This is a genomic window from Thermus tengchongensis (assembly GCF_021462405.1).
Taxonomy (GTDB): domain Bacteria; phylum Deinococcota; class Deinococci; order Deinococcales; family Thermaceae; genus Thermus; species Thermus tengchongensis.
Genome location: NZ_JAKEDU010000006.1, coordinates 50530 through 67485 on the forward strand (window position 1 = coordinate 50530; position 16956 = coordinate 67485).

At 65.9% G+C, this 16956-nt stretch carries 18 protein-coding genes; 9 read left to right on the forward strand and 9 right to left on the reverse strand.

Annotation, left to right across the window (positions count from 1 at the left end; translation table 11 throughout):
• The first annotated feature begins 82 nt into the window (after positions 1 to 82).
• The 9 genes from L1087_RS08570 to lysN all read left to right on the forward strand — a co-directional run bounded on the left by L1087_RS08570 (position 83) and on the right by lysN (position 7504).
• A complete protein-coding gene (locus L1087_RS08570) occupies positions 83 to 619 on the forward strand; it encodes a DUF177 domain-containing protein (RefSeq protein ID WP_038039973.1) in 537 nt (178 codons plus the stop codon).
• A gap of 58 nt (positions 620 to 677) precedes the next feature.
• The gene (rpmF, locus tag L1087_RS08575) at positions 678 to 860 is read left to right on the forward strand and encodes a 50S ribosomal protein L32 (protein ID WP_084584749.1); all 183 of its coding nucleotides are present in this window, start codon (positions 678 to 680) and stop codon (positions 858 to 860) included.
• Positions 861 to 933: 73 nt separating this feature from the next.
• Positions 934 to 1917, forward strand: a complete 984-nt coding sequence (locus tag L1087_RS08580; protein WP_234558505.1) for a beta-ketoacyl-ACP synthase III — start codon at positions 934 to 936, stop codon at positions 1915 to 1917.
• A complete protein-coding gene (gene fabD / locus L1087_RS08585; protein ID WP_234553467.1) occupies positions 1917 to 2834 on the forward strand; it encodes an ACP S-malonyltransferase in 918 nt (305 codons plus the stop codon). The genes L1087_RS08580 and fabD overlap by 1 nt, the downstream gene beginning before the upstream one ends.
• The gene (gene fabG, locus L1087_RS08590; RefSeq protein WP_234558508.1) at positions 2827 to 3564 is read left to right on the forward strand and encodes a 3-oxoacyl-[acyl-carrier-protein] reductase; all 738 of its coding nucleotides are present in this window, start codon (positions 2827 to 2829) and stop codon (positions 3562 to 3564) included. The genes fabD and fabG overlap by 8 nt, the downstream gene beginning before the upstream one ends.
• 45 nt (positions 3565 to 3609) lie before the next feature.
• Complete coding sequence (acpP, locus tag L1087_RS08595; protein ID WP_038047460.1) at positions 3610 to 3852, forward strand: acyl carrier protein; 243 nt, start codon at positions 3610 to 3612, stop codon at positions 3850 to 3852.
• A gap of 68 nt (positions 3853 to 3920) precedes the next feature.
• Positions 3921 to 5147, forward strand: coding sequence for a beta-ketoacyl-ACP synthase II (gene fabF, locus L1087_RS08600; RefSeq protein ID WP_234558510.1), 1227 nt, complete (start codon positions 3921 to 3923; stop codon positions 5145 to 5147).
• A 1-nt stretch (position 5148) separates the two neighbouring features.
• The gene (locus L1087_RS08605; RefSeq protein WP_038039986.1) at positions 5149 to 6279 is read left to right on the forward strand and encodes a deoxyguanosinetriphosphate triphosphohydrolase; all 1131 of its coding nucleotides are present in this window, start codon (positions 5149 to 5151) and stop codon (positions 6277 to 6279) included.
• Positions 6280 to 6310: 31 nt separating this feature from the next.
• Positions 6311 to 7504: a 2-aminoadipate transaminase gene (gene lysN, locus L1087_RS08610; protein WP_234558512.1), complete on the forward strand. Its 1194-nt coding sequence runs from the start codon at positions 6311 to 6313 to the stop codon at positions 7502 to 7504.
• On the opposite strand, the gene L1087_RS08615 is transcribed toward lysN, so the two are convergent.
• From L1087_RS08615 to L1087_RS08655, 9 genes are read right to left on the reverse strand one after another with little or no spacing between them, the layout of a single operon-like run.
• The gene (locus L1087_RS08615; protein ID WP_234558513.1) at positions 7487 to 8164 is read right to left on the reverse strand and encodes a hypothetical protein; all 678 of its coding nucleotides are present in this window, start codon (positions 8162 to 8164) and stop codon (positions 7487 to 7489) included. The genes lysN and L1087_RS08615 overlap by 18 nt on opposite strands.
• Positions 8164 to 9057: a DNA-methyltransferase gene (locus tag L1087_RS08620; RefSeq protein ID WP_234558514.1), complete on the reverse strand. Its 894-nt coding sequence runs from the start codon at positions 9055 to 9057 to the stop codon at positions 8164 to 8166. Before L1087_RS08620 ends, L1087_RS08615 begins: the two co-directional genes overlap by 1 nt.
• Positions 9054 to 9995, reverse strand: a complete 942-nt coding sequence (locus tag L1087_RS08625; RefSeq protein ID WP_234558515.1) for an RluA family pseudouridine synthase — start codon at positions 9993 to 9995, stop codon at positions 9054 to 9056. The genes L1087_RS08620 and L1087_RS08625 overlap by 4 nt, the downstream gene beginning before the upstream one ends.
• A 48-nt stretch (positions 9996 to 10043) precedes the next feature.
• Positions 10044 to 10874 (reverse strand): ABC transporter ATP-binding protein, encoded by an 831-nt coding sequence (locus L1087_RS08630; RefSeq protein WP_038039994.1) that lies wholly within the window; start codon positions 10872 to 10874, stop codon positions 10044 to 10046.
• A 42-nt stretch (positions 10875 to 10916) separates the two neighbouring features.
• On the reverse strand, positions 10917 to 12119 hold the full coding sequence (locus tag L1087_RS08635) for an ABC transporter substrate-binding protein (RefSeq protein ID WP_234558516.1): 1203 nt from the start codon (positions 12117 to 12119) through the stop codon (positions 10917 to 10919).
• A 39-nt stretch (positions 12120 to 12158) separates the two neighbouring features.
• The gene (locus tag L1087_RS08640; protein ID WP_234558517.1) at positions 12159 to 13226 is read right to left on the reverse strand and encodes a branched-chain amino acid ABC transporter permease; all 1068 of its coding nucleotides are present in this window, start codon (positions 13224 to 13226) and stop codon (positions 12159 to 12161) included.
• Positions 13223 to 14116: a branched-chain amino acid ABC transporter permease gene (locus L1087_RS08645; protein ID WP_038040001.1), complete on the reverse strand. Its 894-nt coding sequence runs from the start codon at positions 14114 to 14116 to the stop codon at positions 13223 to 13225. The genes L1087_RS08640 and L1087_RS08645 overlap by 4 nt, the downstream gene beginning before the upstream one ends.
• A complete protein-coding gene (locus L1087_RS08650; protein WP_234558518.1) occupies positions 14113 to 16047 on the reverse strand; it encodes a long-chain fatty acid--CoA ligase in 1935 nt (644 codons plus the stop codon). The genes L1087_RS08645 and L1087_RS08650 overlap by 4 nt, the downstream gene beginning before the upstream one ends.
• Positions 16044 to 16805, reverse strand: coding sequence for an ABC transporter ATP-binding protein (locus L1087_RS08655; protein WP_234558519.1), 762 nt, complete (start codon positions 16803 to 16805; stop codon positions 16044 to 16046). Before L1087_RS08655 ends, L1087_RS08650 begins: the two co-directional genes overlap by 4 nt.
• Positions 16806 to 16956 lie beyond the last annotated feature (151 nt).

Below are 16956 nucleotides of genomic sequence, written 5' to 3' on the forward strand. Positions count from 1 at the left end.
AGCAGAAAACCCCATGCACCGCTTGGGAACTTTATGCCTTCCCCTCTAGGAGAAAGGAGGTCGGAGCGCTATACTTAGAAGGATGGAACACCGCGAGGTGGCAAGCATCAATCTGGCCCGCCTCTTGCGGGAAGGAGGCACGGCCCGCGCCGCAGGCGTGGTGCGGGAGGCCTTTCGGGTAGGCGAGGAGCGCTTCCCCTTGGAAGGCGAAGCCACCTGGAAGGTGGCGGTTTCCGCGGTGGGGGGGGATGAGTACTGGCTTTCAGGTGAGGTGGAGGGCGTGGTCCTCATGGAGTGCCGCCGCTGCCTCAAGCCCACCCCCACTCCCATCCACGCCCACTTCCAGCACCTCCTCCGCTACCAGCAGGGCCTAAGTGAGGTGGTCTTCCACGAGGAGGCGGAGGAGGAGTACTACGCCTTTGGCGAACCCGACCTAGACCTTCTTCCCTTCCTCACCGAGGCCTTTGTCACGGAGATGCCCTACACCGTCCTCTGCCAGGAAGGGTGCAAGGGCCTCTGCCCGGTGTGCGGGGCGGACCGCAACCTGGTGGACTGCGGCCACGAGCCGGAGGTCCACCACCCCTTCCTCGGCCTTAAGGACCTCCTTCCCGAACTCTAGCGGGTCTGCTATACTACCAGGGGTTTAGCGGGGGCCAAGCCCCCCTGGAGGACTGGAGATGGCCAAGCACCCTGTACCCAAGAAGAAAACCTCTAAGGCGCGGCGCGATGCCCGTAGGAGCCACCACGCCCTGACCCCCCCAACCCTGGTTCCCTGCCCCGAGTGCAAGGTGATGAAGCCCCCGCACACCGTCTGCCCGGAGTGCGGCTACTACGACGGGCGCAAGGTTCTAGAAGTCTAGACCAGGTCAACATAAGGGGCCCCGGAACCTGGGGCCTCAACCTTTTTCACTGCCAGTGGGTATAGTGGTGCCCATGACGGGAGGTCAGGCACCAGGCATCCTGGCCCTGGGGGCTTACGTCCCCGAGAGGGTCATGAAGAACGAGGAATTTGAGGCCTATCTGGACACCTCCGACGAGTGGATTGTGACCCGCACGGGCATAAGGGAAAGGCGCATCGCCGCGGAGGACGAGTACACCTCGGACCTGGCCTTTAAGGCGGTGGAGGACCTGCTTAAACGCCACCCGGGGGCCCTCGAGGGGGTGGACGGGGTCATCGTGGCCACCAACACCCCGGACGCCCTCTTCCCCGACACCGCCGCCTTGGTCCAGGCCCGCTTCGGCATCCAGGGCTTTGCCTACGACCTGTTGGCGGGTTGCCCGGGCTGGCTTTACGCCCTGGCCCAGGCCCACGCCATGGTGGCGGCGGGGCTGGCCCGCAAGGTGCTGGTGGTGGGGGCGGAGGCGCTTTCCAAGATCCTAGACTGGAACGACCGGGCCACCGCGGTCCTCTTCGGGGACGCGGGGGGCGCGGCGGTGGTGGGGCGGGTGCGGGAGGGCTTCGGCTTCCGCTCCTTTGTCCTGGGAGCGGACGGCACCGGGGCCAAGGAGCTCTACCACGCCTGCGTGGCCCCCAGACTTCCCGACGGGACCTCCATGCGCAACCGCCTCCACATGAACGGGCGAGAGGTCTTCAAGTTCGCCGTGCGGGTGATGAACACCGCCACCCTCGAGGCCATAGAAAAAGCTGGCCTCACCCCGGAGGACATCAAGGTCTTCGTACCCCACCAGGCCAACCTGCGTATCATCGACGCCGCCCGGGAACGCCTGGGCCTGCCCTGGGAGCGGGTGGTGGTGAACGTGGACCGCTACGGCAACACCTCCACCGCCTCCATCCCCCTGGCCCTCAAGGAGGCGGTGGACGCGGGACGCATTCAAGAAGGCGACCACGTGCTTCTGGTGTCCTTCGGAGCCGGCCTCACGTGGGCCGCCGCCGTCCTCACCTGGGGAGGGGCCTGATGTACGCCGCGCTTTTCCCCGGCCAGGGCTCGCAAAAGGTGGGCATGGGGCAGGCCCTTTACGAGGCCTTTCCTGCCGCCCGAGAGGTGCTGGACCGGGCCGAGGCCGCCCTGCCGGGCCTGCAAAAGCTCATGTGGGAAGGCCCCGAGGAGGCCCTTACCCTCACGGAAAACCAGCAGCCCGCCCTCCTGGCGGTGGGCTACGCCGCCTACCGGGCCTTCCTGGCGGAAGGGGGGAAGGAACCCACCCTGGCCGCCGGGCACTCCCTGGGGGAATGGACCGCCCACGTGGCCGCGGGCACCCTGGAGCTGGAGGATGCCCTAAGGCTGGTGCGCCTCCGGGGCCGGTACATGCAGGAGGCCGTGCCCCCTGGGGAAGGGGCCATGGCCGCGGTCCTCAAGCTCCCTCTGGAAGCTATCCAAGAAGCTTTGGAGGGGTTAGAGGGGGTGGAGATCGCCAACCTCAACAGCCCCGAGCAGACGGTGATCTCCGGCAGGAAGGAGGCGGTGGAGCAGGCGGCAGAAAGGCTGAAGGCAAGGCGGGCCCGCATCGTCTTCCTGCCCGTTTCCGCCCCCTTCCACTCCTCCCTCATGGCCCCGGCCCGGGAGCGCCTGGCCCAGGATCTGGCCCAGGTAACCCTGAGGAAGCCCCGCTTCCCCGTCTACGCCAACGTGACCGCTAGGCCCGAGGAGGACCCCGGCCGTATCCGTGAGCTTCTCCTGGAACAGATCACCGCCCCCGTGCGCTGGGTGGAAATTATCTTGGACATGGAAAGGCGGGGCCTAAGGCGCTTCCTGGAGTTCGGAAGCGGGGAGGTGCTCAAAGGCCTCGTGGCCCGCACCTTGAAGGAGGCCCAAGCCCTTTCCGTGGGGGACCCGGAAGGGGTAAGGAAGGCGTTGGAGGTGGAGGATGCGTAAGGCACTGGTGACGGGGGCCAGCCGGGGCATCGGCCGGGCCATTGCCCTCAGGCTGGCCAAGGAAGGCTACGCCCTGGTGATCCACTACGGGCAGAACCGGGAGAAGGCGGAGGAGGTGGCCGAGGAGACCCGGAGGCTGGGAAGCCCCTTGGTGGGGGTTCTGGGGGCCAACCTCCTGGAGGCGGAGGCGGCCAGCGCCCTGGTCCACGGGGCGGCAGAGATCCTGGGAGGGCTGGACACCCTGGTCAATAACGCCGGCATCACCCGGGATACCCTCCTTGTGCGCATGAAGGACGAGGACTGGGAAGCGGTATTGGAGGCCAACCTCTCCGCCGTCTTCCGCACTACCCGAGAGGCCATCAAGCTCATGATGAAGGCCCGCTTCGGGCGCATCGTGAACATCACCAGCGTGGTGGGCCTCCTCGGTAACCCCGGCCAGGCCAACTACGTGGCCTCCAAGGCGGGGCTCATCGGCTTCACCCGGGCGGTGGCCAAGGAGTACGCCGCCCGGGGGATCACGGTGAACGCCGTGGCCCCAGGCTTCATCGAGACGGAGATGACGGAGAAGCTCCCGCCGGAGGTGCGGGAAGCCTACCTGAAAAGCATCCCCGCAGGCCGCTTCGGCCGGCCCGAGGACGTGGCCGAAGCGGTGGCCTTCTTGGTCTCCGAGGCCGCGGGCTACATCACCGGTCAGACCCTGTGCGTGGACGGGGGGCTTACCCCGCACTAAGGCCCCCGATGAAGGTGCGTGGTACAATCCCAGGGGGAGGTTTCCATGACGGAGCAGGAAATCTTTGAAAAGGTCAAGGCGGTTATCGCGGACAAGCTCTCCGTGGAGCCCGAGAAGATCACCCTCGAGGCCCGCTTCATCGAGGACCTGGGCGCTGACAGCCTGGACACCGTGGAGCTCATCATGGGCCTGGAGGACGAGTTCGGCCTGGAGATCTCCGACGAGGACGCGGAGAAGATCCGCACCGTCAAGGACGCGGTGGCCTACATCCAGAGCAAGCTGGGCTAAAGCCCTCGGGGTGAGCGGGGCACCCAGGTGCCCCGCTTTCTCCTTTGGGAGCAAGGTATACTACCCCCATGCGACGCGTGGTCGTCACCGGCCTCGGGCCCCTCACCCCCATCGGCGTGGGCGCGGAGGCCTACCACCGGGCCCAGCTGGAGGGCAAGAGCGGGGTCCGCCCCATCACCCGCTTTGACGCCTCGGCCCTTCCCGTGCGTATCGCCGCCGAGGTGGATGTGAACCCCGAGGACTACCTGGACAAGAAGGAGCTCAGGCGCCTGGACCGCTTCGTCCAGTACGCCCTCATCGCCGCCGAGCTGGCCCTTAAGGACGCGGGGCTGGAGCCGAGCGCCTTAGACCCCGAGCGGGTGGGCACCCTGGTGGGCACCGGCATCGGGGGGATGGAGACCTGGGAGGCCCAGAGCAAGGTCTTCCTGGAGCGGGGCCCAAACCGCATCAGCCCCTTCTTCATCCCCATGATGATCGCCAACATGGCCTCGGCCCACATCGCCATGCGCTACGGCTTCATGGGGCCAAGCTCCACCGCGGTCACCGCCTGCGCCACGGGTTCCGACGCCATCGGCCAAGCCTTCCGCATGGTCCAGCTAGGGGAAGCCGACGTCGTCCTGGCCGGGGGCACGGAGGCCGCCATCACCCCCATGGCCATCGGGGCCTTCGCCGTGATGCGGGCCCTTTCCACCCGGAACGAGGAGCCCACCAAGGCCAGCCGCCCCTTCACCCTCTCCCGGGACGGGTTCGTGATGGGGGAAGGGGCCGGGGTCTTGGTGCTGGAGGAGTACGAGCACGCGCGGAGGCGGGGAGCCAGGATCTACGCCGAGGTGGTGGGCTTTGGCCGGAGCGCCGACGCCCACCACATCACCGAGCCTCACCCCGAGGGGAAAGGGGCCGCTTTGGCCATGCGCCGGGCCCTAAGGGACGCCCAGGTGAACCCCGAGGAGGTGGGCTACATCAACGCCCACGGCACCTCCACCCCCGTGGGGGATCGGGCGGAGGTCTTGGCCATCAAGAAGGTCTTTGGGGAGCATGCCAAGAGGCTCATGGTCTCCAGCACCAAGAGCATGATCGGCCACCTCCTGGGAGCCGCTGGGGCGGTAGAGGCCATCGCCACGGTGCAGGCCATCTACCACGGGGTCATCCCCCCCACCATCAACCTGGAAGACCCCGACCCCGAGCTGGACCTGGACTTCGTGCCTGAGCCGAGGGAGGCCAAGGTAGCGTACGCCCTCTCCAACTCCTTCGCCTTCGGCGGGCAGAACGCCGTCCTCCTCTTCCGGCGGGTTTAGGATGCTCTTCCCCCGGGAGCGGCTTTTGGAACTGGAGGCGGAAAGGCTCGCCCCCTATGCCCAAAAGGCCAAGGACACCCGGGGGCGGGAGCACCTCGAGCCCGAGTCGGCCTACCGCACCCCCTACCAGAAGGACCGGGACCGCATCCTGCACACCACTGCCTTCCGCCGCCTGGAGTACAAGACCCAGGTCTTCCCCAACTGGGCGGGGGACTACTACCGCACCCGCCTCACCCACACCCTCGAGGTGGTCCAGGTGGCCCGCTCCATCGCCCGCGCCCTGGGCCTCAACGAGGACCTCACCGAGGCCATCGCCCTCTCCCACGACCTGGGCCACCCCCCCTTTGGCCACACGGGGGAGAAGGTTCTAAACGAGCTCATGCGGGACCACGGGGGGTTTGAGCACAACGCCCAGGCCCTGCGCATCCTTACCCAGCTGGAGGAGCGCTACCCCGGCTTCAAGGGCTTGAACCTCACCTACGAGGTGCGGGAGGGCATCGCCACCCACGAGGCCGCCTACGCCCCCGGCTTCAAGCCGGAGTACCCGGGGAGGGGCACCCTCGAGGCCCAGGTGGTGGACCTCTCGGACGCCATCGCCTACGCCGCCCACGACCTGGACGACGGGCTCCGCAGCGGCCTCCTCCAGCCCAAGGAGCTTTCGGAAGTGACCTTTCTGCAGGACCTGGCCCGGGAAGAGGGTTTGGACCTCCTCCGCTTCAGCGAGCTCTCCCGCCGCATCCTGGTGCGCCAGGTGCTGGGCTTCCTCATCACCGCCGCCATCGAAGCCACCCACCAGCGGGTGGAAGCCGCCGGGGTGGAAAGCGCCGAAGGGGTGCGCCAGCACCCCGAGCGCCTGGCGGCCTTGACCCCAGAGGCGGAAAAAGCCCACCGGGAGCTCAAAGCCTTCCTCCTGGAGCGGCTTTACCGCCACCCTGAGGTCCTCCGGGAGAGGCGCAAGGCGGAAGCGGTGCTGGAGGGGCTTTTTTCCGCCTACACCCGCTACCCTGAGATCCTGCCCAGGGAGGTCCAAGCCCGGATCCCCGAGGAGGGATTGGAGCGGGCCGTGTGCGACTACATCGCCGGCATGACGGACCGGTACGCCCTCGAGGCCTACCGGAAGCTTTTTCCCTGAAACCCCAGGGGGCGAGGGATAAAATGGGTAGGTGAAAACCTTGGACTGGAATACCCTTTTCGGGAAGGGCGCAGGCCGCATCCAGGCCTCCACCATCCGCGAGCTCCTAAAGCTCACCCAGCGCCCTGGGGTCATCAGCTTCGCCGGGGGGCTTCCCGCCCCCGAGCTTTTCCCCAAGGAGGAGGCCGCCAGGAAGGCGGCGGAGATCCTTAAGGAGAAAGGCGAGGTGGCCCTGCAGTACGGGCCCACGGAGGGCTACGGGCCCCTAAGGGCCTGGGTGGCGGAGTGGATCGGGGTGAAGCCGGAAGAGGTCCTCATCACCACGGGGAGCCAGCAGGCCCTGGACCTCCTGGGGAAGGTCTTCCTGGACGAGGGAAGCCCCGTCCTCCTGGAAGCCCCCAGCTACATGGGGGCCATCCAGGCCTTCCGGGCCTACGGGCCCCGCTTCCTCACCGTGCCCGCGGGGGAGGAGGGGCCGGACCTCGAGGCCCTGGAAGCAACCCTCAAGCGGGAGCGCCCCCGCTTCCTCTACCTCATCCCCTCCTTCCAAAACCCCTCGGGGGGCCTCATGCCCCTAAGGGCCCGGAAGCGGCTTTTGGAGATGGTCATGGAGCGGGGCCTTTTGGTGGTGGAGGACGACGCCTACCGGGAGCTTTACTTCGGCGAAAGCCGCCTGCCAAGCCTCTTTGAGCTGGCCCGGGAGGCGGGCTATCCCGGGGTCATCTACCTCAGCAGCTTCTCCAAAATCCTCTCCCCCGGCCTGAGGGTGGCCTTCGCCGTGGCCCACCCCGAGGCCATCCTCAAGCTCACCCAGGCCAAGCAGGGGGTGGACCTGCACACCCCCATCCTGAACCAGATGTTGGTGCACGCCCTGGTGCAGGAAGGCTTCCCCGAGCGCCTTGAGAAGATACGGGCCACCTACCGGGCCAAGGCCGGGGCCATGCTGGCGGCCTTGGACCGGGAGATGCCCAAGGAGGTGCGCTACACCCGGCCCCAGGGGGGGATGTTCGTGTGGATGGAGCTTCCCGAAGGGCTTTCCGCAGAGGCCCTTTTCCAGCAAGCCATCGCCGAGAATGTGGCCTTCGTGCCGGGCGGGCCCTTCTTCGCAGGCGGCGGGGGGGAGAACACCCTAAGGCTCTCCTACGCCACCATGGGGCCGGAAGGGATTGTGGAAGGGGTAAGGCGGCTTGCCAAGGCCCTGAAGGGGCTACTGGCCCTGGCCTAGAAAGAGCAAGGGCTCCCTCTGGCGCAGGGCTTCCACCAAGGCATCCAGGAAGGCCTCGCCCTCCTGAAGGGTTCCCACGGGATCGCGCAGGAGGGGGGTTTTTCGGGAATCCACCTCTATGACCCAGTGCCCCTCCACCAGACCTTGGGCCCAGAGGGGAGGCCGCCTTTGGGAGAGGGCCCTTAGGCCCGCTTTGAAGCGGTCATACAGGGGGGAAAGCTCCTCCCCTTCCGGGTACTGCTCCACCCGCTTCCGCTTGGTAGGCGCCCCATAGTCCAGGACCACCACGTACCCCACCACCACCTCGGGGAAAAGCATCTGCACCGAGGAAACCTCGCCCACCAGGTCGTCCAGGCGGTTGGGCCAGGAGCCGCTGGGGTTGCGCAGGATGGCCTTCAGGGAGAGGAGGAGCCGGGGCTTCGGGGGAAGCCCGGGCCCCCCGGGGTAGACCAGGCCCAGATCCCAGGACTTCTCCCGGGCCAGACCCGGGACCGGGGTTTCCCGCTGCAGGTGGGGCCAGAGGTGGGGTGGAAGACGGGTGCGCAGGCGGCTTATGAGGTAGTCGGCCACGGGGTTCTGCCGTCCGCTATCCTGAGAGGAAGCCCGCAAAACCCCCTGCAGGGCCCTCTCCAGGTCTGCAATCCATGCCTCTTGCCCCATTAAGCCCCCTCCACCATAAGAACGTGGCCCTCCGCTTCCCGCCCGAAGCGCCTTCGGGCAAGCTCTGCGTACCGAGGTACCAGCTCCACCCCGATGGAGTTCCGCCCGTGCCGGGCGGCAGCGATGAGGGTGGTGCCGGTGCCCGCGAAGGGGTCCAGCACCGTGTCCCCCACGAAGCTGAACATGCGCACCAGCCTCTCCGCCAGCTCCAAGGGGAAGGGCGCGGGATGGGCCTTGGTGCTCTCCCCGGGGATGTCGTCCCAGATTTGGCGGAACCAGCAGGCGAAGAGGTCTTTAGGGATGCGGCTGCGCTCCCTCTGCTCAGGGGTGGGCCTGCGGTAGCCCCCGGGCTTCCTTTGCATCAAGATGTACTCCACCTCGGTCTTGATGATGGCTCCAGGCTCGTAGGGCTTGCCCAGGAAGAAGCCAGGGCGGTCGGCCTCGAGGGCCGCATTGGTGTGCTTGTGCCAGAGGATAGGGTTGAGGTTGTCAAAGCCGATTTTGCGGCAACGAACCTGGATGTCGGCGTGGAGGGGGAAGACCAGGTGGCGCCCGAACCGCCTCCGGGCCACGGCCACATCCCCCACCACCACGATGAGCCGCCCCCCCGGCACCAGCACCCGAAAGACCTCCCGCCAGACCCTATCCAGCTCCTCCAAAAAGGCCTCGTAGTCCTCCACGTGCCCGAGCTGCCCCGGCGCGTCCTCGTACCGCTTCAAGGTCCAGTAAGGGGGCGAGGTGAGGGCCAGGTGCACCGAAGCTGTGGGAAGGCTCTTCAGGACCTCCCGGGCATCCCCCACCAGGAGGCGGTGGGCCGTGGGGGGAAGGGAAGAACCTTCGCTGGGTACCCCGAGCTCCTCTTGGTCCAGGGCGAGAAGAGGGTTGGGACTCATTGGGCCTCAGTATACGAGGGAACCTCCCGGAGGACACCTTCCGGCCACCGCCCCCCCAGGGCCTCCCAGGCCCGGGCCATATCGGGGGGCACGGGGGCCAAAAACTCCAGGATGCGCCCCGTGCGGGGATGGGGGATGCGGAGCTCATAGGCGTGGAGGGCCTGCCGCCCGATGTGGGGGCTTTTCCGCCCGTAAAGTTCGTCCCCCAGGATGGGGGCCTTGAGGTGCTTGAGGTGCACCCTTATCTGGTGGGTGCGGCCCGTGTGGGGCCGGGCCTCCACCAGGGCGTAGGGCCCGGCGGTGGCCAGGACCTGGAAGTCGGTTTCCGCGTAGCGGGGGGCGATGCCCCCCACGTGCATCTTGTGCCGCTCCACGGGGTGGCGGCCGACGGGGGCGATGAGGGTGCCCTCCTTGGGGTGCCCCTCGGTGATGGCCAGGTAGCGCTTCATCACCAGCCTGTCGCGGAAGGCCCGGGCCAGGGCCTCGAGGGCCCCCCCATGCTTGGCCACCACCAAAACGCCGCTGGTGTCCTTGTCCAAGCGGTGGACGATGCCGGGGCGCACCTCTTCGGGCCGCTCGGCCTCCTGGAGAGGAAAGTACCGCCCCAAGAGAGCGTTGACCACGGTGCCCGTGTATACTCCGGGAGCCGGATGGGTAAGAAGCCCCGCAGGCTTGTTGAGAACCAGGAGGTCCTCGTCCTCATAGAGCACCGGGATGGCCAGGTCCTGGGGAGCCACGAAGGGCTTTTCCTCAGGGGGAACCACCAGCACCTCTTCTCCCTTAAGGCGATAGGAGGGCTTTTCCACCACCTTTTCCCCCACCTGGACCCGGCCCTGGGCGATCCACTCCTGGGCCCGGCTGCGGCTCACCCCACAGGCCTCGGCCACCGCCTGGTCGAGGCGCACCCCTTCCATGCGAAAGCGCACCACGCTCTCCATGATACGAACCCCGGCGTGGGCCTCGCCACGCCGGGGTCCTGTGGCAGGCTACATGAAGCGCTTCCGCCGCTTGTAAGCCTTTACCTCCTTGAAGCTCTTGCGCCCACCCCCCTTGGCCACCCCCAGGTAGAACTCTTGCACGTCGGGGTTTTCCAGGAGGTAGTCCCGGTCCCCCTCCAGGACGATCCGCCCGGTTTCCATGATGTAGCCGTAGTGGGCGATGGAGAGGGCCACCCGGGCATTTTGCTCCACCACCAGGACCGTGACCCCCTCCTCGGCGTTCACCCGGGCCACAATGTCAAAGATCTCCCGCACCAAAAGGGGAGCCAGACCCAAGGAGGGCTCGTCCAGGAGGAGGAGCCGAGGCTTGGCCAGGAGGGCCCGGCCGATGGCGATCATCTGCTGCTCCCCCCCGGAGCAGTACCCGGCCAGGCGGTGCCGGAGCTCGGCTAGCCGGGGGAAGTAATGGTAGATGCGCTCCAGATCCTCCTTAAGATGGCTGTCCTTACGGGTCAAGGTGCCCACCCGCAGGTTCTCCTCCACCGTGAGGTGCTTGAAGACCCGGCGGCCTTCCAGCACCTGGACGATCCCCATCCTCACGATCTCCTCGGGGGGGCGGTTATGGATGGGCTTTCCCTGGTAGAGGATCTCTCCCCTCACCACTTCCCCGTCCTCGGGGATCAAAAGGCCGGAGATGGCCCTTAAGGTGGTGGTCTTCCCCGCCCCGTTAGGGCCCAGGAGGGCGGTGATCCGCCCTTCGGGCACCTTCAAGGAGACGCCGCGCAGCACCTGGATGATGTCATGGTAGACCACCTCGATGTTGTTGACCAAAAGGAGGATGGGGCCTAGGTCTTCGGGACGCGTGGGGTTCAGGCTCATGGCGTAAAGGAAGGCCCGGGGGCAAGCCCCGGGCCCATGGGCTTACTTGCCGTAGTGCACCTTGCGGAAGAGGGCCGAGGTGAAGGGCTCGGTCACGGGGACGAAGCGGCCCCCCTTGGCCTCGAGGATCCTCAGGCCCTCCGCCCCGGTGTGCTCGCTCTTGGTGAAGTCGATCTCGATGCCCTGCTTGGTGGACACCGCAAAGCCCGGCTTGAAGGCGTTGGGCCCGTTCATCCCGATGATGGCCTGGTACACCGTCTCGTTGGTGATGCGCTTGAAGCGCTCCTGGGCCCGGCGCATGGCCTCCACCGCAATGGCCGTAGCCAGCATGCCGTTGGTGTAGTTCACGCTCTCCACGATGGCCTGCGGACGCCCGTACTTCTGCCCGAGCTCCTTCTGCAAGCGGATACCCGGGGCATCCTCGTGGAACATGTAGAAGCTGGTGGCCCAGAGGAACCCCTCCGCCGCATCCCCCGCCAGGTTGATGAGGTCCGGGCCGCCGGTGTAGTGGGCTCCAAGCTGCCTCATCTTCTTATCCAGGCCCAGGCGCTTGGCGTCTTTCAGGATGTTGGCCACGGGTCCGGCCACGTTCTGGTGGACGATGAACTCCACCCCTGCGGCCTCAAAGCGCTTCAGGAGGGCGGTGTTGTCCAGGTTGCCCGCCCCCACCTCCTGAACATCCACAATCTGGAGCCCCAACTGAGCTGCCGCCTTCCGGGCATCGGCCACCGGGGCCCGGCCGAAGGGAGAAGGATGCACCACCAAGGCCACCTTGGCCCCCTTCTTCTGCTTGGCGATGTACTCCAGCAGGGCCACCACCTGCTCGGAGTAGGTGGAGGTGGGGATGAAGAAGTAGTCGTTGTTGGGCGGGTCGATGAGCTCCACGTGCATGGAAGCCGGGATGGTCACCACCTTCACCTCTTGGATGAGGCCTTTGAGCTGCAGGTTGGCCCCCGTGGCGTAGGAAAGGAACACGGGAATCTTGAAGCGGTCCAGGGCCTCCTCAAAGAAGCGCTGGGTGTTGGCGTTGTTGTACTGGTCGTCTCGCACCAGACAGTTCAGGACCACCCCGGGGATCAGCTTCTTCTCGTTGGCGTACTTGCAATAGTCCTCCACCGCCGCCCCGTAAGGCGCCCCCGCATCCGAGGTGGGGCCGGTGATGGCCCCCGACCAGAGGATGGTCACCTGCTGCTGGCCCAAGGCCATGCCCGCCGCCGTCAGAAGACCCAACCAAAGTTTGCGCATGCACCTCACCTCCCATTGCCAACCCCAAAGGGGGGTTGCCTAGTACTTAAAGGGCCAGGTGCGGAAGTAGCTTCGCACGATCCGCCACCAGTTGTAAAGCCCCCTGGGCTCAAACATCAGGAAGAGGACGATGATGAGACCGAAGGCCAAGGGCCTTAAGGCGCTGGCCACATCCACCCCGGCCACGCTGAAGCCCAGGGCCTTGATGAAGTTGGACAGGGCCTCCATGTTCACGTCCAGAAGCTCCAGAAAAGCTGGTCCCAGGAAACTCCCCACCAGGGTACCCAACCCTCCCACGATAGCCATGGCCAAGAGCTTGATGGAAACCGCAAAGGTGTAGTCCTCTATGACCACGGCCCGGGACAGGTAGGCGTAGAGCACCCCCGCCACCCCCGCGTAGAAGGCCCCTAGGGCAAAGGCGAAAAGCTTGGTCCGTCCGGGGTCCATGCCCATGGCGTCCGCCGCCCGGTCGTTGTCCCTCACCGCCACCAAAGCCCTCCCGTAGCGGGTGCGCAGGAGGTTGCGGAAGAATACCGCAAGAAGGACCAAAACGGTCAGGGAAACGTAGTACCAGAAGTGAAAGTGGTTGCGAAAGCCCGCCTCATATCCCAAAAAGCTGGCCCGGGGCATGTCCATGGCCCCACCTTGTTTGAGAAGGGGCATGTGGCCCACGGTCCACTCAAACACCACCTGGAAGGCCAAGGTGGCCAGGGCCAAATAGAGGTGCTTCACCCGCAAGGAAGGGATGCCCACCAGGAAACCGAAAAAGGCCGCCACCAATCCGCCCAAGGGAACCACCAGCCAAAAGGGAAGCCCCTGGGGGGCAAGAAGGGCCGCAGTGTAGGCCCCCACCCCCATGAAGGCCGCCTGGCCGATGTTGATGAGGCCCGCGTATCCGGTGGTGATGTTGAGGCCCAGCACCGCCACGCTGTACACCAGAATCAGGTCAAGGATGAACACCTGGGTTCGGGACAAAAACTGGGGTAACACCAGGAGGAACCCCAGGAAGAGCAGCAAGGAAACGAGCTCCCGGTGGGTGGCAAAGATGCTGGTGTCCTGTTGGTAGCTGGTGCGGTAGTTTCCGGTCTGTGCCCAAGGGTTTCTCATACGCGCTCAATCTCCTCCGTGCCAAAAAGGCCATGGGGCTTGAACCAAAGGACCAAGAGCAAAACCAGAAAGGGGAAGACATCCCGGGTGCCCCCACCGGGGATAAAAGGGTCCAGGAAGCCCGCGGCCAGGTTTTCCAAGACCCCGATGAGGATCCCCGCCACCACCGCCCCCGGGATGGAATCCAGCCCTCCCAGGATCACCACGGGAAAAACCCGCAGGCCGATGTGCACCAGGCCGTCCAGGTTGAGGCCAGAGATGGTGCCCACCACCATTCCCGCCGCCGCAGCGGTGAGCCCCGCCGCCGCCCAGGCCAGGGCGAATACCCTCTCCACGGAAACCCCCAGGCTCATGGCCGCCATCTGGTCATCGGCCACGCTGCGCATGGCCACGCCCAGGGTGGAGCGCTGGAAAAACCAGGTGAAGGCCAGGAGGAAAAGCAGGGTGAAGGCCACCGCAAGGAGCTGGGCATAAGAGATCTGGACGCCCAAAAGGGTGAGGCCTCCAGCCGGAAGGAAGCTGGGATAGCTAAAGTTCCCCGCCCCGTAGGGGGTGAGGTGGATGAGGCCATCCAGCAGGGAGGCCAAGCCGATGGTGGCCATGATGACCGAGATGATGGGCTGGCCCACCAGGCGCTTGAGGAAAACCCGCTCCACCCCAAAGCCCAAAAGGGCAGTCAGGGCCAGGGCCAAGGCCGCCGCCAGGAGAAAGGGTGCCCCAAGGGACACCATGGCCCAGTAGGCCAGAAAGGCCCCTATGGCGATGAACTGCCCCTGGGCGAAGTTCACCACCCGGCTGGCCTTGTAGATGAGGACAAAGCCCAGGGCCGCTAGGGCGTAGACCAGGCCCAGGACAATGCCGGAGAAAAGGAGCTGCAAGAAGAAACTCACGCCACCACCTCCTCCCGCAGGTCCAAAACCGGTACCCGGGCCCGCACCCGCTGGACGGTCCCGTCCTGGTAGCGGTATTCCGCCTCCACCTCCACCGCTCCGGCCTGGGAATACAAGGCCTCCACCAAGGGCGCATACTTCTTGGCGATGAGGCCCCGGCGCACCTTGCCGGTGCGGGTCAGCTCCTCGTCGTCGGCGTCCAAGAGCTTATAGAGGAGGACGAAGCGCCGGATCTTCAGCTCCTCGGGAAGTTCCTGGTTCACCTTTTCCACCTCTTTGCGGATGAGCTCGGCCACCTCGGTCTTCAGGGAGAGGTCCAGATAGGTGGTGTAGGCCAACCCCCGGTCCTCGGCCCACTTGCCCACCGTCTGGGGATCGATGTTGAGGAAAGCCGCCAGGTAGGGCTTGCGGTCCCCGAAGACCACCGCCTCCTTGATGAAGGGGGAGAACTTCAGCTTGTTCTCCACGAACTGCGGGCTGAAGACCGTCCCCTTCTCCGTGCGCATCACGTCGGAAAGCCGGTCGATGACCACCAGGTGCCCGTCCTCCGTGAGGTAGCCGGCGTCCCCGGTGTGGAGCCAGCCATCCCGGAAGGTTTCCGCCGTGGCCTCGGGGCGCTCCCAGTACCCGGCGCAGACCGCATCGGAGCGGCAGAGGATCTCCCCTTCCTCGCTGATGCGCACCTCGGTGCCGGGAATGGGGAGGCCCACGGTGTCGTGGCGCACGTCCCCGTCCCGGTGGACGAAGGCGATGCCGGTGATCTCCGTCTGGCCGTAGATCTGCTTCAGGTTTACCCCGATGGCGTGGAAAAAGCGGAAGACATCGGGCCCCAAGGCGGCGCCCCCGGTATAGGCCCGCCTAAGGCGCAGGAAGCCCAACTGGTCGCGCAAGGGCTTGAAGAGCACCTGGTCCGCCAGCCAGTAGGCAAGGCGCAAACCCCAGGGCATGGGCCTCCCCCGCATGCGGTACTCCGCCGCCCGGTAGCCTATCCGGAGAAGCCTCTCGTACACGAAGCGGTTGAAGGCATAGGACTCCGACATGCGCACCCAGATGCTGCTCTGGATGCTCTCCCAGACCCTGGGGGGGCTGAACATCACGTGGGGGCCGATCTCCTTGAGGTCCTGCATGGCGGTCTCCACCGCCTCAGGAAAGTTCACGGCGAAGCCCCCGGTGAGGGCCACGGCCACGGACATCATCTGCTCCCCGATCCAGGCCAGGGGCAGGAAGGAGAGGTAGTCGTCGGTGGGTTCCAGGGGATCCACCTCCTGCAGGGCCACCCCCATGTGGATGAAGTTGCGGTGACGGAGCATGGCCGCCTTGGGCCTTCCCGTGGTGCCCGAGGTGGAGGAAAGGTGGCAGACCTCCTCGGGGCTGGCCTCGAGGAGGAGCCGCTCCACGGCGTCCGGGTTCTTCTGGCGGTGTTCCCTTCCCCGTTCCAGCACCTCCTCGAAGGAAAGGAGCCAGGGGTCCTTGTACCCCCGCATCCCCTTGGGATCCTCGTAGATAACGTGGCGGACCTGGGGGATCTCGTTTCGGATCTCGTAGAGCTTGTCCACCTGCTCCTGGTCCTCGGCAAGCACGATGCTGGCCCCCGTGTACTGAAGCATGTAAGCGATCTCGGCGGGGAGGCTACTTTGGTAGACCCCCACGCTGATCCCCCTGACCGCCTGGGCCCCCAGCTCGGCGTAGAGCCACTCGGGGATGTTGTCGGCGATGATGGCCAAACGCTCCCCGGGCTGGAACCCTAAGGAGAGGAGGCCGTGGGCGAAGAGGAGGACCTTTTCGTAGTACTCGGCGTAGGTGATCTCGTTCCAGATGCCATAGTCCTTTTCCCTCAAGGCCACCCGGTCCCCCTCCTTTTCCGCCCGGAGGCGCAGCAGCTGGGGCAGGGTGTAGCGCTTCATTTCGTAGGAGGGCCTTAGGGCCTTCATGCCTCCACCCCCAAGTAGGCCTCCTGCACCCGCGGATTCCTGGCCACCTCCTCCGGGACCCCCTCCGCGATCACCTGGCCGAAGTCCAGGACATAGACCCGGTCGGAGATGTCCATCACCACCCCCAAGTCGTGCTCGATGAGGATCACCGTGGTGCCCTGGGCCCGGATCTCCAGGATGAAGCGCACCATGTCCTCCTTCTCCTCGAGGGTCATCCCCGCCATGGGCTCATCCAGAAGAAGGAGCCTGGGGGAAAGGGAAAGGGCTCGGGCCACCTCCACCCGCTTCCTGACCCCGTAGGGGAGGTTCCCCACCAAGGCCTTGCGGTAGGGTTCCAGCTCCATGAAGTCGATGACCTCCTCCACCACCCGGCGGTTCCCCACCTCCTTGGCCAAAGCCTTACCGTAAAAGATCCCGGCCTGGACAAGGTGGTAGCCCAGGTGGGTGTGCCGAGCCAGCATGAGGTTTTCCAGCACCGTGAGGCCAGAGAAGAGCTCAATGTTCTGGAAGGCACGGGCGATGCCCAGACGGGTCACCTCATGGGGGCTTGCGCGGGTGATCTCGTGCCCCTCAAAGAGGATGCGACCTCGCTGGGGGTGGTAGAAGCCGGATATGCAGTTTAACAGACTGGTCTTCCCCGCCCCGTTGGGGCCGATGACGGAAACCAGCTCCCCCTCTTCCACCGCTAGGGAAACCGCCGAAAGAGCAGCCACGCCGCCAAAGGTCAGGGTGATGTTCTCCACCAGAAGCTGGGCCACGGACCTCCTCCCTAACAGCCGTTTGGGAGGAAGTATAAGGGGAGGCCACGAGGAATGTCAACGCTCTCTTGCCAGGGTGTAAAAACCCGTTAGACCCTGTATAGCCCTTCTTATGCTACACTCTTTAAGGTATTGGGGGCGAAGCCCCAGG